Genomic DNA, 15105 nt, shown 5'->3' with positions numbered 1-15105 from the left:
CGGGGCCCTCACCATGTATAGGCTCACCACCATGTCCCCGGCCAAGAAGCGCACCCGCACGTACGACCCCGCGAGGACCCGCGCCGCGGTCCTCGCCCAGTTCGGGAACGTACGGGAAGCCGTGGGCACCCTCACCCCCGCCCAACTCGCGCTCCCCACCCGGCTCGGGGGCCGGACCGTAGGGGAACTGGTCGCGCACCTCGGCACGGCCCTCGGGGCCGTCGGCCGCTTCCTCGACAAGCCGGAGCCGGCCCGGCCGAACGCCACCCTCCTGGACTGGCCGTTCGCCGCCTCCGCCGACGCCGGCTCCCTCGCCGACACCGCCCGCGAAACGGCCGAGCGGCACCCCGATCCCGGCGCCTTCCTCGCCGACACGGAGCGGCACTTCGCGCAGTGCCTCGCGGGGGCGCCCGACGCCCGGCTGCTCGACACCGATGCGGGCGCCGTGCCGCTTGCCGACTACCTCGTCACCCGCACCGTCGAACTCGTCGTCCACACCGACGACCTGAACGACGCCGTCCCGGGTCTCGACATCCCCTACGACCGTCAGGCCCTCGCCGCCTGCACCCGCTTGCTCGCCGACGCGCTCGCGGTCAAGGCGCCCGGTGCCTCGACCGAGGTGCGCGTTCCGCCCTTCGCCGTCGTGCAGTGCGTCGAAGGCCCCCGCCACACCCGCGGCACCCCGCCGAACGTCGTCGAGACCGACCCGCTGACCTGGATCCGGCTGGCGACGGGCCGTACCTCATGGGACTCGGCCATCGCCGACGCCAAGGTCAGCGCGAGCGGTGAACGGGCCGACCTCGGTGCCCTGCTGCCGCTGATGACCTGACCTGACCTGACCCGAGCGGCCGGGCGCGGCCGTGGAACCGCGCCCGAGCCGCACCCGTCCCACCCCCATGGACAAGCACCGACTGGCCCTCACCGTGCTGACCCTGCTCCCCCTCGTCGTGGCCTGCGGCACCGGAGCCGCCTCGGACGGCAGCAGCGGATCCGCCTCGGCCGGCACCGGATCCGCCTCGGCCGGCACCGGATCCGTCGTCCGGCGCACCGATCCGTCGTCCGTCACCGGCGTCCATTGGCGGGTGGACAGCCTCAGCTCGGGCGGCACCACCCGGAAGGCCCCCGACGGCGCCTACCTCCGGATCGACGACCACGGCCGGGCCCACGGCAACTACGGCTGCAACAGCTTCGGCGCGGCGGCCGCCTTCCGGGATGGCCGGATCGACTTCGGTCCCGCCGAGGCCACCGACATGGCCTGCGCCAAGGAACCGATGGCCTTCGAGTCGGCTTTCTCCCGGGCCCTCGCGGGCCGTTCGCTCGCCGCCGCCGTCGACCACGGCAGGCTCACCCTCACCACCGAGAACGGTGACCGGGTGCGCCTGACCAGGGAGGGGGACGCGTCCCTGCACGGCACCAGGTGGCGGATCACCGCGCTGGTCGACAAGGACGTCGCCTCCTCGCTGCCGGCCGCGGCGGCCGGCAAGGCCTGGTTCACGCTGGACCGGAAGGCGGGCACGGCCTCCGGCAGCCTCGGCTGCAACCGCTTCACCGCGCGCGCGACCGTACGGGACCGTCATCTCACTCTGAGCAGTCCCAGGACCACCCGCAAGATGTGCGACGGCTCACTCATGAGCGTCGAGAGGAATCTGACCGAACGGCTCGCCCGGCCGCTGTCCTATCGGCTCACCCATCGCGGGATCACGCTGACCAGCGAAAACGGCAAGGGTGTCCAGGCGGCAGCGGAGCGATGAGCCCCCCCGGCCGACGTGGCCGGAGGCCGTGTGCGGCAGATGACCGGATTCGGACCAGTGCACGATCTCGCCTACACTCGGAGCCGTGCCACGTGGTGACGGTCGACTCAATCACGATCTGCTTCCCGGCGAGAAGGGCCCCCAGGACGCTTGTGGCGTCTTCGGTGTCTGGGCTCCGGGCGAAGAGGTCGCAAAGCTCACGTACTTCGGGCTCTACGCCCTTCAGCACCGGGGTCAGGAATCCGCGGGAATCGCGGTGAGCAACGGCTCCCAGATCCTCGTCTTCAAGGACATGGGCCTGGTCTCCCAGGTCTTCGACGAGACTTCGCTAGGTTCGCTCCAGGGTCATATCGCGGTGGGACACGCCCGCTACTCGACCACCGGTGCCTCCGTCTGGGAGAACGCCCAGCCGACGTTCAGGGCCACGGCGCACGGATCCATCGCGCTCGGTCACAACGGCAACCTGGTCAACACGGCGCAGCTCGCCGAGATGGTCGCCGCTCTCCCCAAGGAGAACGGCCGCGCCACCCAGGTGGCCGCGACCAACGACACCGACCTCGTCACCGCACTGCTGGCCGGCCAGGTCGACGACGACGGCAAGCCGCTGACCGTCGAGGAAGCGGCCGCCAAGGTCCTGCCGCAGGTCATGGGCGCCTTCTCGCTCGTCTTCATGAACGAGCAGACCCTCTACGCGGCCCGCGACCCGCAGGGCATCCGCCCGCTGGTCCTCGGCCGCCTGGAGCGCGGCTGGGTCGTCGCCTCGGAGACCGCCGCCCTCGACATCACGGGCGCCAGCTTCGTCCGCGAGATCGAGCCCGGCGAGTTCGTCGCGATCGACGAGAACGGACTGCGCAGCTCCCGATTCGCGGAAGCGAAGCCCCGCGGCTGTGTCTTCGAGTATGTGTACCTGGCCCGCCCGGACACCGACATCGCCGGCCGCAACGTCTACCTCTCGCGCGTCGAGATGGGCCGCCGCCTGGCCAAGGAAGCGCCCGCCGACGCCGATCTGGTCATAGCGACCCCGGAGTCCGGGACCCCCGCGGCGGTCGGTTACGCGGAGGCCTCCGGCATCCCGTTCGGCTCCGGTCTGGTGAAGAACGCGTACGTCGGCCGTACCTTCATCCAGCCCTCGCAGACCATCCGCCAGCTCGGCATCCGGCTGAAGCTGAACCCCTTGAAGGAAGTCATCAAGGGCAAGCGCCTGGTCGTCGTCGACGACTCGATCGTGCGCGGCAACACCCAGCGGGCGCTGGTGCGCATGCTGCGCGAGGCGGGCGCCGCCGAGGTCCACATCCGGATCTCGTCCCCGCCGGTGAAGTGGCCCTGCTTCTTCGGCATCGACTTCGCCACCCGCGCCGAGCTGATCGCCAACGGTATGACGATCGAGGAGATCGGCACCTCGCTGGGCGCCGACTCCCTGGCCTACATCTCCCTCGACGGCATGATCGAGGCGACCACCATCGCCAAGCCGAACCTGTGCCGCGCCTGCTTCGACGGGGAGTACCCGATGGAGCTGCCCGACCCGGAGCTGCTGGGCAAGCAGCTGCTGGAGACCGAGCTGGCGGCCGGTCCGGCCGCCACGGCCGCGGCCGACGCGATCCGTCGCCCGTGACATCTGCCGTACGACACGAAAGTTCTCATCGTCATGTCTGAGACCGTCAGTGCCGAGGGCGGCGCCAGCTACGCAGCAGCGGGCGTCGACATCGAAGCGGGCGACCGCGCCGTGGAGCTCATGAAGGCGTGGGTGAAGAAGACGCAGCGGCCCGAGGTCCTCGGTGGCCTCGGCGGCTTCGCCGGCCTCTTCGACGCCTCCGCCCTCAAGCACTACGAGCGTCCGCTGCTCGCCTCCGCCACGGACGGCGTGGGCACGAAGGTCGACATCGCGCGCCGGATGGGCGTCTACGACACCATCGGCCACGACCTGGTCGCCATGGTCATGGACGACATCGTGGTGTGCGGTGCCGAGCCGCTGTTCATGACCGACTACATCTGCGTCGGCAAGGTCCACCCCGAGCGCGTCGCCGCGATCGTGAAGGGCATCGCCGAGGGCTGTGTGCTGGCCGGATGCGCCCTGGTGGGCGGTGAGACGGCCGAACACCCCGGTCTCCTCGGTGCGGACGACTTCGACGTCGCCGGGGCCGGTACGGGCGTTGTGGAGGCCGACCGGCTGCTCGGCGCCGAGCGCATCCGTGAGGGCGACACGGTGATCGCCATGGCCGCCTCCGGACTTCACTCGAACGGGTACTCGCTCGTCCGGCACGTCCTCCTCGACCGGGCGAAGCTCGGCCTCGACCAGCACATCGAGGAACTCGGCCGCACTCTGGGCGAGGAGCTGCTGGAGCCGACGAAGATCTACTCGCTGGACTGCCTGGCCCTGACCCGCACCGCCGAGGTGCACGCGTTCAGCCACATCACCGGCGGCGGGCTCGCGGCCAACCTGGCCCGGGTGATCCCGGACGATCTGCACGCGGTCGTCGACCGGTCCACCTGGACCCCCGCGCCGGTGTTCGACCTCGTCGGGAAGACCGGCGACGTCGAGCGCCTGGAGCTGGAGAAGACGCTGAACATGGGCGTCGGCATGATCGCCGTCGTCCCCGAGCAGTCCGCGGACGTCGCGCTCGCGGCCCTGGCCGACCGCGGGGTCGAGGCATGGGTCGCCGGCGAGATCACCCGCAGGGGTGAGCACACGACGGGCGCCGAGCTGGTCGGCGACTACGCGGGCTGATCCCCGGGGGACAGCAGAGAACCCGGTCCGTGACCAGGGTCACGGACCGGGTGAAGGTTCAGCGCAGGGTCAAGCGCCGCGGCGACGCTGCTGCGGGGACTGGTCGTCCTCGTCCTCGTCGTCGTCCTCATAGAGGTCGGCGTACCGTGCGTACAGGTCGTCGTCGTGCTCATCGTCCTCGAACCGGTCGCCGTTCGGCGACGGATTCGACGTCGATGCGCCCAGCTCCTCGGCCAGGCGTGAGAGATCCGTCCCACCGCTGTTGTACTTCAGCTGGCGGGCGACCTTCGTCTGCTTGGCCTTGGCCCGGCCGCGCCCCATGGCTCGACCCCCTCAACGACGGGGCTCGACGGCCCCAGAGTCTTGACACGCGTTCATGATCCGGAACGGGCTCTCCGTGGAGAGACCGGTCCGTAGGGCTTCCACGGTACCTGAGCCCACGCCCATACGGTACGTCGCCCGCAAGGCGGGCGTGTGCACAGAACCGGCGAGGAGCCCCGTCCTCGCTGGTCACGGCCGATTTTAACCACTTATTGGCGGACGACCCGCCGATAAGAGTGAGAGTTCTCTCCAACCTCCTGTCGGCGGGTACCGGTCAACGCTGCGTGCCACCCCCGGGAAGGGCTTCCGTGCGGGCCTCCGTCCGCGCCTCCGCCATCCGCTGCTCGGCGATCCGGTCGGCCGCCGCGGCCGGCGGAATACCGTCTTCCTTCGCACGTGCGAATATGGCCAGCGTGGTGTCGAAGATCTTCGACGCCTTCGCCTTGCACCGGTCGAAGTCGAAGCCGTGCAGCTCGTCGGCCACCTGGATGACACCGCCGGCGTTGACGACGTAGTCGGGGGCGTAGAGGATCTCGCGGTCGGCGAGGTCCTTCTCCACGCCCGGGTGCGCGAGCTGGTTGTTGGCCGCGCCGCACACCACCTTCGCCGTCAGCACCGGCACGGAGTGGTCGTCGAGCGCGCCGCCGAGCGCGCAGGGCGCGTAGATATCGAGGGCCCCGAAGGGATGGGCGCCGCGGATGAGGGTCTCGGTGTCGGCGGCCACGGCCACCTCGGGGTGCGTCTCGGTGATCCGGCGCACGGCCTCCGGGCGCACATCCGTGATCACGACTCGCGCGCCGTCCTTAAGCAGGTGCTCGACCAGGTAGTGCCCCACCTTGCCGACGCCCGCGACACCGACCGTGCGGCCGCGCAGGGTCGGGTCGCCCCACAGGTGCTGGGCCGAGGCCCGCATGCCCTGGAAGACGCCGTAGGCGGTCAGGACGGAGGAGTCGCCCGCGCCGCCGTTCTCCGGGGATCGGCCGGTGGTCCAGGGGTTGGCCCGGGCCACGACGTCCATGTCGGCGACATAGGTGCCGACGTCGCAGGCGGTGACGTACCGCCCGCCGAGCGAGGCCACGAAACGGCCGTAGGCGAGCAGCAGGTCCTCCGTCTTGATCCGCTCGGGGTCACCGATGATCACGGCCTTGCCGCCGCCGTGGTCGAGCCCGGCCATGGCGTTCTTGTACGACATCCCGCGCGCGAGGTTCAGCGCGTCGGCGACGGCCTCCTCCTCGGTCGCGTAGGGGTAGAAGCGGGTACCGCCGAGCGCGGGGCCCAGGGCGGTGGAGTGGATCGCGATGACGGCCTTGAGGCCACTGGCCCGGTCCTGGCAGAGCACGACCTGTTCATGGCCCCCCTGGTCCGAACGGAACAGGGTGTGCAGGACGCCGTCGGTTACGTCGGTCACGGTGGTGACTCCCGGTTGAGTAGCGGCGGTTGGGGGCGGGTCCCGTGCGGGTGGCGGGTCCCGTGGGCATGAGCGTAGAGCGTGCGGGTGCCCGCCAGCCGCGCAGTGCCCAGGATCACCCTCCCCCGGAGTACACCGGGATCGGTTCGTGGGACGATTTGCAATGGTTTTCCACCTCGTCCGGGGGGCACCCGGACGGGTTTCGCGTCAGGTCCGTTGGGGAGGGAGCAGGCGTGCCCAAGGTGTCCTCGGTGATCGTCCCGTATGCGTCCTACTTGCGCGTGTACGAGCCGCTGGCCGCCTTCCCCGAGCCGGAGCGCAGCCACTGGGCGCGCTACGCCCGGCGCTCCGACCGCCCCTCGTACCAGGACGAACTGCGCCGCTCCCTCGCCGACTTGGTGCCCACCCCGCCGGTCGCGGTGCCGGTGCACGAGAGCAGCGACGCCTTCGTGACCGAGGTCGAGGGGGTGCTGTGCGTCTGCCCGTGGCGCACCCGGCTGCGCGGCTGGCAGGCGCTGGGCGAGCTGGCGCAGGAGCTGCCGCCGCCGGTCCTGGACGCCGTCCTGCCGCCGGTCGTGCGCCGCCAGGCCGCCCAGGACTACGAGCGCTGGCTGGCCGGCAACCCGGACGCCCGCCCGTGGATCCGCACCGCGACCTGGCAGGTGCCGCTGCACTGGTTCGTACTGGTCTCGGACGCCGAGCGGCGCTACGACGAGGGGTCGGCGGAGATCCCCCCGATGCTGCGGTACCGCACGCCGATGGTGCAGGCGCGACGGCGCACCGCGCGGGCGCTGCGCACCCTGCGGGACACCCTCGACGAGGGCCCGCTGATCGACGGCCTGGTGGACGTGGGGCGGTGGCTGGAGGAGTTCCACCCGCGATCGCTGGTCGAGCTGGACTACGGCGGGCTCGTCCATGTCCTGGCGCCCGCCGCGCTGGACGGGGACCACTCGGCCGCCGACGTCGCCGAGGGCATCGAGGCCCTGCGGCACGGGGACGGGGCCACGGCCGGGGAGGCGTACGGGCGGCTGATGGAGCGCTGGCGGGCCGTGCGGGACCGTCGCTCGGCGAACTGAGGGCGGCCCGCCACCGGGAGGGCGGCCTCCGGGGCCAGGGCGGCGCCCACAGTGGGCCCTTCGGGAACCAGTGCACGAATTGTGACCTGCAGGACATGGTGAAGTCAGAACCTTTGGCCCATGGTTGACCTACCGCAGCTCCCCTTGGGGGACGTATGGCTCGATCCGGGCTTATGCCGTCAAGCGTGACGGACAGCACTTACAAGGACCTTGCGTCTTACGTCCCTCCTCATGCCAAAATAGGACAAGGAGCCCGGGGGAGGCTCCATCTGTCCACGTGAACCTACTTTTGGGCGGAACCTCACCTTCGCTCCCTTTGGGGGGTTTGGTGCCTCCTGATCGCCACTGTGACTGATCGTCACAGTGGCGTGACTGTCCGCTATGGCATGGTCCATCGGCTTCCGTCGCTGATGAACACCTGGGAGGGCAATTCCATCGGTTTGGCCGACGCGGCTGGACAGATGGTGTAGTTGTAGTGCCGAGGACAAGCCGTTCGTCCTATAACCGACTCGACTCGCGTCCGCCATTTCGGGCAACGCGGGTCAAGGTGCAGAATTTAGAGGAAAGAACCGAGAAGGTTCGGTTCTCCCGAGGAGGCCGCTCATGACCGCTCGCACCCCTGATGCCGAGCCGCTGCTGACCCCGGCTGAGGTCGCCACGATGTTCCGCGTCGACCCCAAGACGGTCACGCGGTGGGCGAAGGCCGGCAAGCTCACGTCGATCCGCACGCTCGGCGGGCACCGCCGCTACCGCGAAGCCGAGGTCCGCGCCCTGCTCGCGGGCATCCCGCAGCAGCGCAGCGAAGCCTGAACAATTGCATAACCGGACATGCCGGTAGGTCCCCCAACTTGCCGCGACGTCCGAACCACAGCTCCAAGCGACGCGGGTACTGCCCCAACAGGACCCACGCCCAAGCTCAGTAGAGGCACGCCAAGGGTGCGTCGTCGATCGCGCTGGACTCCGCCGGGTCCAGCGCGATCTTTTTTGTGTCCTCTGCGGGGTGTGCGGGCCGGTGTGTGAGCGGCCTTGTCGGAGTCTGGGGAGGGGTGTCGGATCTGCTGTGCGAGACCTCAGGAGACAGTACAATTGCACATATTAAATTGACCCATTGTAGGAGGCGCGTAAGATCCCCGGTCTGCGAAACTTATGCGGTGACACCCGTCACACGTCATGAGGCTTGTTGTGCTCATGGTGTTCTTGCTAGAGGAACACCACTGTGTGCAGGGGGCGTTGGGTGGGCCGTACGTCCAGGAGTGCCCAGGCGGGCGCCCCGCCAACCTCCCCCGATCCGGGTCGGGAGGGCCGGGGACGGTTCACGCGGTCGGGGCGTGCTCTTCCCCGGACGCCGTCTCGGCGTCCTCCTCGTCGCGCTGGGCGGGGTCCATGGCCAGGCGCAGCAGGTGGTGGCAGATCGCGCAGTGCCGGGTCAGATGGCGGTACCCGGAAGCGGCGGACAGATGGGCACGGAGCAGGGCACGGGTCTCGTGCCGAGTGGATGTCGCCATACGCCACCTCCCCAGAGGCCCGAGGGGGCGGGGCCCTGGGTTCTGGGGTACCGGCGGACGGTGACGCCGTCAAGACGGCCCGGGGCGCACGGACGGCCCCCGGCGGGCGCGTGGCGACCGGAGTGACCTCCCCGGGCCTCTCCGGGCGCCGAACTCCGCCGCCCACGCCGCCGGGAGACGTGCACAGGGCCCGCGCAGGGGACGGCTGCGGACTTGTCGTCGCGGTCCCGGGCAGTCGGGGATACGGCCGTGCCGTCGGCGGCGCGGTCCCCGCCCGGCGGCAGTGGACTTCCTTCCGGGCGGCAGCGGTCCTCTCCACGCGGTGGGAGCAGGCGCGTTGGCGGCGGGACCGGCGCATCGGCGAGACACGAAGAAGCCCCGCATCCGGTACGGATACGGGGCTTTACTGCGGTCCTGACGGGATTTGAACCCGCGGCCTCCACCTTGACAGGGTGGCGAGCACTCCAAACTGCTCCACAGGACCTGGGAGCCCGCTCGAAGATCCGGATCCCCGGCGCTTCGTGCGGTGCGCTGCGAGAAGAGACTGTACAGGAGGGTGAGCCCCGGGTCGAACTCACCGTCCGTACGCGACCCGTTACTGCGCCGCCGCGTCGATCGCCTTCACGATCCGCTTGTCCGAGACCGGGTACGCCGTGCCCAGCGCGTGCGCGAAGTAGCTGACACGCAGCTCCTCGATCATCCAGCGGATGTCCAGGACCGGCTGCGGGACCGGCCGGCCCTGCGGCAGCTGTTCGAGCAGCCATGCGTACTCGTCGCGCATCTCCTGGACCTTCGCCATACGCGTCGTGTCCCGCTGGACGTTCGTCGGCATCTGCTGCAGCCGGCGGTCCGCGGCGACCAGATAGCGCATCAGGTCGGGCAGGCGCCGGATGCCCGTCTCCGTGACGAAGCCGGGCTTCACGAGGGCGTCCAGCTGGGCCCGTACGTCCGCCAGGTTCGGCAGCAGCGCCGGGCTCCGTACGGCCTTCAGACGGCGCTCACAGGCCTGCCACGCGGCCAGCACCTGCTGCACCTGTCCGACCGTACGGACCGTCGTGTCGACGATCTCCGCCCGCACCCTGTCGTACAGCTTCCGGTACGACTCCTCGTCCCACGCGGGCCCGCCGAAGTCCCCGATCAGCTTGTCCGCGGCGGCCGTCGCGCAGTCGTCGAACAGGGCCTGGATCGAGCCGTGCGGGTTCGCGGACAGGCCGAGCTTCTGCTGGTTCGTCAGCTTCTCGGAGGCGAACTTCGCCGGGTTGACGGGGATGTTGCGCAGGATCAGCCGACGGGTGCCCTTCCACATCGCCTGCGCCTGCTCCTCCTCGGTGTCGAAGAGGCGCACGGAGACCGTGTCCCCGTCGTCGACCAGCGCCGGGTACGCCTTCACCGGCTGACCGGCCCGCCGGGTCTCGAAGACACGGGTGAGGGAGCCGATCGTCCAGTCCGTCAGGCCCGTGCGCTCCAGGGACTCCCCGCCCTGCCGCTCGGCCGTGGCCGCCGCGGCCTGGGAGAGGGCCTGGCGCGCCTTCGGCCTCAGCCGGAGCTTCAGCGCCTCGAGGTCCTTGTCCTCGGCCAGCTTGCGGCGCCGCTCATCGACGATCCGAAAGGTGATCTTCAGATGGTCGGGCACCCTGGACCAGTCGAAGTCGTCGGCCTCGAAGGGCACGCCGACCATCCGCTTCAGCTCGCGCGTCATCGTCGTGGCCAGCGGCTCCCCGGCGGACGGTGCCGAGGCGCCCCCCTGCTGGGGCGAGACCTTCTCCAGGAACGCCTTCGCGTAGTTCGGCGCAGGGACGTAGTTGCGCCGGATGGGCTTGGGCAGGGAGCGGATCAGCTCGGTGACCAGTTCCTCCCGCAGTCCCGGGATCTGCCAGTCGAAGCCCTCGTCCGTGACCTGGTTGAGGACCTGAAGCGGGATGTGGACGGTCACACCGTCCGCGTCCGCGCCCGGCTCGAACTGGTACGTGACCCGGAACTTCAGCCGGCCCTGGCGCCAGGAGTCCGGATAGTCGTCCTTGGTGACCGCGCCCGCCTTCTCGGTGATGAGCATCTCGCGCTCGAAGTCGAGGAAGTCGGGCTGTTCGTGCCGCTTGTGCTTCCACCAGGAGTCGAAGTGGGCGCCGGACACGACGTGGTCGGGCACTCGCTGGTCGTAGAAGTCGAACAGCGTCTCGTCGTCGACCAGGATGCCCCGGCGCCGGGCGCGGTGCTCCAGCTCCTCGACCTCGGTCAGAAGCCTGCGGTTGTCGGCGAAGAACTTGTGGTGCGTGCGCCAGTCGCCCTCGACCAGGGCGTTGCGGATGAACAGCTCGCGGCTCGCCTCGGGGTCGATCCGCCCGTAGTTCACCTTCCGCTGGGCGACGATCGGGACGCCGTACAGCGTGACCTTCTCGTACGCCATCACGGCCGCCTGGTCCTTCTCCCAGTGCGGTTCGCTGTACGTCCGTTTGAGCAGATGGCCGGCCAGCGGCTCGACCCACTCCGGCTCGATCTTCGCGTTGACCCGGGCCCACAGCCGGGAGGTCTCGACCAGCTCGGCCGACATCACGAAGCGCGGCGGCTTCTTGAACAGGGACGAGCCGGGGAAGATCGCGAACTTGGCGTTGCGGGCGCCGATGTACTCGTTGCGCCCGCCGTCCCTGCGGGTGCCGGGGGCGGAGTCCTTGGACTCCTTCACGTCCTTCAGCCCGATGTGCGAGAGCAGACCGGCCAGCAGCGAGATGTGGACGCGGTCGGCGGGGGCGTCCTGCTCGTTCAGATGGATGCCCATCTGCTTGGCGACCGTGCGCAGCTGGGTGTAGATGTCCTGCCATTCGCGGATGCGCAGGAAGTTCAGGTACTCCTGCTTGCACATCCGGCGGAACGACGACGAGCCGCGCTCCTTCTGCTGCTCGCGGATGTAGTGCCAGAGGTTGAGATAGGCGAGGAAGTCGCTCGTCTCGTCCTTGAACCGGGCGTGCTGCTGGTCGGCCTGGGCCTGCTTGTCGGCGGGGCGCTCCCGCGGGTCCTGGATGGACAGCGCCGCGGCGATGACCATGACCTCGCGGACACAGCCGTTCCGGTCCGCCTCCAGGACCATGCGCGCGAGGCGCGGGTCGACCGGCAGCTGGGCGAGCTTGCGGCCGGTGTCGGTGAGGCGCTTGCGCGGGTCCTTCTGTTCCGCGTCCAGCGCGCCCAGTTCCTGGAGGAGCTGGACGCCGTCGCGGATGTTGCGGTGGTCCGGCGGGTCGATGAAGGGGAACTTCTCGATGTCGCCGAGACCGGCCGCGGTCATCTGCAGGATGACGGAGGCCAGGTTCGTCCGGAGGATCTCGGCGTCCGTGAACTCGGGCCGGGTCTCGAAGTCCTCCTCGCTGTAGAGGCGGATGCAGATGCCGTCCGACGTACGGCCGCAGCGGCCCTTGCGCTGGTTGGCGCTGGCCTGGGAGACCGGCTCGATGGGCAGGCGCTGGACCTTGGTGCGGTGGCTGTAGCGCGAGATACGGGCGAAGCCGGGGTCGATGACGTACTTGATGCCCGGGACGGTCAGGGAGGTCTCGGCGACGTTCGTGGCCAGAACGATCCTGCGGCCCGTGTGCGGCTGGAAGACCCGGTGCTGCTCCGCGTGGGAGAGCCGGGCGTACAGCGGCAGGATCTCCGTGCTCTGCCAATCAGCGCCTCCGGCGCGGGGGTACTGCTTCTTGGTGAGGGCGTCCGCGGTGTCGCGGATCTCGCGCTCTCCGGAGAGGAAGACCAGGATGTCGCCCCGGCCCTCGCCCATCAGCTCCTCGACGGCGTCCGTGATCGCGGTGATCTGGTCGCGGTCGGCGTCGTCGGAGTCCTCTTCGAGGAGAGGGCGGTAGCGCACCTCCACGGGGTACGTACGACCGCTGACCTCGACGATCGGCGCGTCGCCGAAGTGCCGGGAGAAACGCTCGGGATCGATCGTGGCCGAGGTGATGACGACCTTGAGGTCCGGGCGCCGGGGCAGGAGCTGGGCGAGGTAGCCGAGCAGGAAGTCGATGTTGAGGGACCGCTCGTGGGCCTCGTCGATGATGATCGTGTCGTAGGCGCGCAGCTCGCGATCCGTCTGGATCTCGGCGAGCAGGATGCCGTCCGTCATGAGCTTGACGAAGGTGGCGTCCGGGTTCACCTGGTCGGTGAAGCGGACCTTCCAGCCGACCGCGTCACCGAGGGGCGTGTCCAGTTCCTCGGCCACCCGCTCGGCGACCGTCCGGGCGGCGATACGGCGGGGCTGGGTGTGGCCGATCATGCCACGGACGCCCCGGCCGAGTTCGAGACAGATCTTGGGGATCTGGGTGGTCTTTCCGGAGCCGGTCTCGCCGGCGACGATCACGACCTGGTGGTCGCGTATGGCCGCGGCGATCTCGTCCTTCTTCTGGCTGACCGGCAGCTGCTCGGGGTAGGTGACGGCGGGGACACGGGCGGCGCGCCCGGCCATCCGGTCCTCGGCCTTGGCGACCTCCGCCTCGATCTCGGTGAGCACGGCGGCCCGGGCCTCCGGCTTACGGATCTTGCGCGCGCCCTCGAGCCTGCGCCCGAGACGGTGCGCGTCGCGCAGGGACAGCTGGGCCAGACGGGGGGCGAGGGCGCCGAGGGCGGGGGCGGGATGCGTAGACATACGCCGTCCAGGATCTCACCTTGGCGAAATTCATGGCTAACGATTTGCGTCCGGCGATTCGCCGGGGGATGAGGACGCTCAGTCGGACGCTGCGGGGGAGGCCGGTGCGGTCGGTGCGGGGACGGCGGGGGTGTGCGGCGCGCTCGGTGCCGCCGGGGCGGCCGGGGGGTGGGCCGTTCGCTCCTGGGCCATGGACCTGGCAGTGTTGGAGACAGCCTTGATGCCCAGATACGCGGTGGTCATGCTGCTGACGGCGGTGAAGGCCGCGGTCAGGACGCCGACGATCACGGACTTGTCGCCGTCCAGGCGCCACACCCCGAAGATCGCGACTCCGGCGATCGCGAGATTGCTGATGATGACCGCGAGCAGACCGTAGCGAGCCCGGTCCTTCTCCAGCTCGACTTCCCCCATGGCCTTGGCCTGGCCAGCGCCCATGATCTCCCCCACCCGCACGGCTGCGTCGACGGCCAGAACGTAGCGCCTGAGCGGGAACATGCCAAGCATCGCCACGCCTCTTCGGCGTCGTCCCGCATCCGTCGCGGCCGACCGCACCGGAGGTCACACTGGTGTGACGGCTCACCACCCTCGGTGACCGATGACAGCGACGGGACGGTGTCGGATGCGCGGAGTGGCCTGGCTGCGGGGCGTGCTCGCAGCCCTGGTCGTACTGACCGCGTTCCCCGGCACCGTCCATGCGGGCACCGGCCGCGCGGCCCCGCCGGGCAGGACACCGGTCGTGCTGTTCCCCGCGTTCCAAAAGTTGGTACGCGCTGCGGCCGCGAGGGTGTCCCACTCGACGAGGGCCACGTCGCGGTCACTGAGGACGCGGACGTTGTCAGGGGTGTCGAGGGCGATGCCCGCCAGGAGGTCCGGGGCGAACGATTGCAGATGGGTGCAGATCCAATCAGGGTTCCAAGGTCCACGAGCAGGCCGTTTCTTCAGCGCAGCAGGCCAGCGACGTGGGACGGCCCCTCAAAGGATCTGCACCCATTGCAGATAGCTGAACTGCCCTCGTGCTTCCTCGGGTATCGATTCCTCGGCGACCAGCCGCAGGTACACGCTGCGCAGGGCGTCCGGGGCACTGCTGTGGTCGGTCCGGGCTGACAGGTCGCTCATACGCGATTCCTTGGGGTGTGCGGCCGCGCGGGGTGCCGGGCACATCTGGGGGGTGGTCCGTCGGCCGGCTCACAGATGGAGCAGCTCACCGATCAGATCACGCAGCCCCGCGCCGCCGCACCGTAATGCAGCGACGAGCAGGTGCGGGCGCCGGTGCGGCCGGGGCACCCTCTCCTGAAACCCGTTGGCGTACCGGTTGGCGTACCCGACATGAAAACACCCCATCCGGAAGACCCGGAGGGGGTGTTTGCCCAGATAGGGCGGTTGTGGCTGGGGCCGGGGTCGAACCGGCGACCTTCCGCTTTTCAGGCGGACGCTCGTACCAACTGAGCTACCCAGCCACGAGGTTTCACGTGAAACCTCAGCGGTCCTGACGGGATTTGAACCCGCGGCCTCCACCTTGACAGGGTGGCGAGCACTCCAAACTGCTCCACAGGACCAAGCTTTGTGTACGACAGTGTCGCACACGGTGTTGCGTGCCCCCAACGGGATTCGAACCCGTGCTACCGCCTTGAAAGGGCGGCGTCCTAGGCCGCTAGACGATGAGGGCTATCGGCCCGCCTGGGCGCTTCTCAGCGC

12 protein-coding genes and 4 tRNA genes are annotated in these 15105 nt (G+C 69.8%); 6 read left to right on the top strand and 10 right to left on the bottom strand.

Going from position 1 to position 15105, the window contains the following annotated elements; all coding sequences use genetic code 11:
* Positions 1–31 precede the first annotated feature (31 nt).
* From ACFYX0_RS20305 to purM, 4 genes are all read left to right on the top strand, one after another.
* A complete protein-coding gene (locus tag ACFYX0_RS20305) occupies positions 32–829 on the top strand; it encodes a sterol carrier family protein (RefSeq protein ID WP_388971914.1) in 798 nt (265 codons plus the stop codon).
* Positions 830–896: 67 nt separating this feature from the next.
* Positions 897–1751 carry an META domain-containing protein gene (locus ACFYX0_RS20300; protein ID WP_388971912.1) on the top strand — a complete coding sequence of 285 codons (855 nt, stop codon included), beginning with the start codon at positions 897–899 and terminating at the stop codon, positions 1749–1751.
* Positions 1752–1836: 85 nt separating this feature from the next.
* Entirely contained in the window at positions 1837–3363 is a 1527-nt protein-coding gene (gene purF / locus ACFYX0_RS20295) for an amidophosphoribosyltransferase (protein ID WP_388971910.1), read from the top strand.
* Positions 3364–3396: 33 nt separating this feature from the next.
* A complete protein-coding gene (gene purM / locus ACFYX0_RS20290) occupies positions 3397–4476 on the top strand; it encodes a phosphoribosylformylglycinamidine cyclo-ligase (RefSeq protein ID WP_355917970.1) in 1080 nt (359 codons plus the stop codon).
* A gap of 69 nt (positions 4477–4545) precedes the next feature.
* On the opposite strand, the gene ACFYX0_RS20285 is transcribed toward purM, so the two are convergent.
* Together ACFYX0_RS20285 and ACFYX0_RS20280 are read right to left on the bottom strand one after the other, a co-directional pair.
* Entirely contained in the window at positions 4546–4797 is a 252-nt protein-coding gene (locus ACFYX0_RS20285; protein WP_311695864.1) for a DUF3073 domain-containing protein, read from the bottom strand.
* A 274-nt stretch (positions 4798–5071) separates the two neighbouring features.
* Positions 5072–6205, bottom strand: a complete 1134-nt coding sequence (locus ACFYX0_RS20280; protein WP_388971908.1) for a Leu/Phe/Val dehydrogenase — start codon at positions 6203–6205, stop codon at positions 5072–5074.
* Between the two features lie 233 nt (positions 6206–6438).
* On the opposite strand from ACFYX0_RS20280, the gene ACFYX0_RS20275 reads away from it, so the two are divergent.
* Positions 6439–7281 (top strand): hypothetical protein, encoded by an 843-nt coding sequence (locus ACFYX0_RS20275; RefSeq protein WP_388971906.1) that lies wholly within the window; start codon positions 6439–6441, stop codon positions 7279–7281.
* A 603-nt stretch (positions 7282–7884) separates the two neighbouring features.
* The gene (gene bldC / locus ACFYX0_RS20270; RefSeq protein WP_003949541.1) at positions 7885–8091 is read left to right on the top strand and encodes a developmental transcriptional regulator BldC; all 207 of its coding nucleotides are present in this window, start codon (positions 7885–7887) and stop codon (positions 8089–8091) included.
* 503 nt (positions 8092–8594) lie between these two features.
* On the opposite strand, the gene ACFYX0_RS20265 is transcribed toward bldC, so the two are convergent.
* The 8 genes from ACFYX0_RS20265 to ACFYX0_RS20230 form a co-directional block, all read right to left on the bottom strand.
* Positions 8595–8786, bottom strand: a complete 192-nt coding sequence (locus tag ACFYX0_RS20265) for a DUF6274 family protein (protein ID WP_388971904.1) — start codon at positions 8784–8786, stop codon at positions 8595–8597.
* A gap of 409 nt (positions 8787–9195) precedes the next feature.
* A tRNA-Asp gene (locus ACFYX0_RS20260) sits at positions 9196–9270 on the bottom strand.
* A 111-nt stretch (positions 9271–9381) separates the two neighbouring features.
* Positions 9382–13410 (bottom strand): ATP-dependent RNA helicase HrpA, encoded by a 4029-nt coding sequence (gene hrpA, locus ACFYX0_RS20255; protein ID WP_388971902.1) that lies wholly within the window; start codon positions 13408–13410, stop codon positions 9382–9384.
* Positions 13411–13488: 78 nt separating this feature from the next.
* Entirely contained in the window at positions 13489–13905 is a 417-nt protein-coding gene (locus ACFYX0_RS20250; RefSeq protein ID WP_388971900.1) for a hypothetical protein, read from the bottom strand.
* Between the two features lie 477 nt (positions 13906–14382).
* A complete protein-coding gene (locus tag ACFYX0_RS20245) occupies positions 14383–14526 on the bottom strand; it encodes a hypothetical protein (RefSeq protein WP_388971898.1) in 144 nt (47 codons plus the stop codon).
* A gap of 267 nt (positions 14527–14793) precedes the next feature.
* A tRNA-Phe gene (locus ACFYX0_RS20240) sits at positions 14794–14867 on the bottom strand.
* 24 nt (positions 14868–14891) lie between these two features.
* A tRNA-Asp gene (locus tag ACFYX0_RS20235) sits at positions 14892–14966 on the bottom strand.
* Between the two features lie 37 nt (positions 14967–15003).
* Positions 15004–15076: transfer RNA gene (locus tag ACFYX0_RS20230), tRNA-Glu, on the bottom strand.
* Between the last annotated feature and the right edge of the window lie 29 nt (positions 15077–15105).

Origin of the sequence: Streptomyces sp. NPDC002573, from assembly GCF_042889625.1 — a bacterium.
Taxonomy (GTDB): domain Bacteria; phylum Actinomycetota; class Actinomycetes; order Streptomycetales; family Streptomycetaceae; genus Streptomyces; species Streptomyces gibsoniae.
The sequence above is the reverse complement of the archived record's forward strand: the minus strand, read 5'-3'. Positions and strand labels throughout refer to the sequence as shown.

Excerpts from the sequence above, each read along its gene's own strand:
- ACFYX0_RS20300 (WP_388971912.1), top strand. The coding sequence starts at position 897 with ATGGACAAGCACCGACTGGCCCTCACCGTGCTGACCCTGCTCCCCCTC.
- ACFYX0_RS20305 (WP_388971914.1), top strand. The coding sequence starts at position 32 with ATGTCCCCGGCCAAGAAGCGCACCCGCACGTACGACCCCGCGAGGACC.
- ACFYX0_RS20265 (WP_388971904.1), bottom strand. The coding sequence starts at position 8,786 with ATGGCGACATCCACTCGGCACGAGACCCGTGCCCTGCTCCGTGCCCAT.
- ACFYX0_RS20245 (WP_388971898.1), bottom strand. The coding sequence starts at position 14,526 with ATGAGCGACCTGTCAGCCCGGACCGACCACAGCAGTGCCCCGGACGCC.
- purM (WP_355917970.1), top strand. The coding sequence starts at position 3,397 with ATGTCTGAGACCGTCAGTGCCGAGGGCGGCGCCAGCTACGCAGCAGCG.
- ACFYX0_RS20285 (WP_311695864.1), bottom strand. The coding sequence starts at position 4,797 with ATGGGGCGCGGCCGGGCCAAGGCCAAGCAGACGAAGGTCGCCCGCCAG.
- hrpA (WP_388971902.1), bottom strand. The coding sequence starts at position 13,410 with ATGTCTACGCATCCCGCCCCCGCCCTCGGCGCCCTCGCCCCCCGTCTG.
- ACFYX0_RS20250 (WP_388971900.1), bottom strand. The coding sequence starts at position 13,905 with ATGTTCCCGCTCAGGCGCTACGTTCTGGCCGTCGACGCAGCCGTGCGG.
- bldC (WP_003949541.1), top strand. The coding sequence starts at position 7,885 with ATGACCGCTCGCACCCCTGATGCCGAGCCGCTGCTGACCCCGGCTGAG.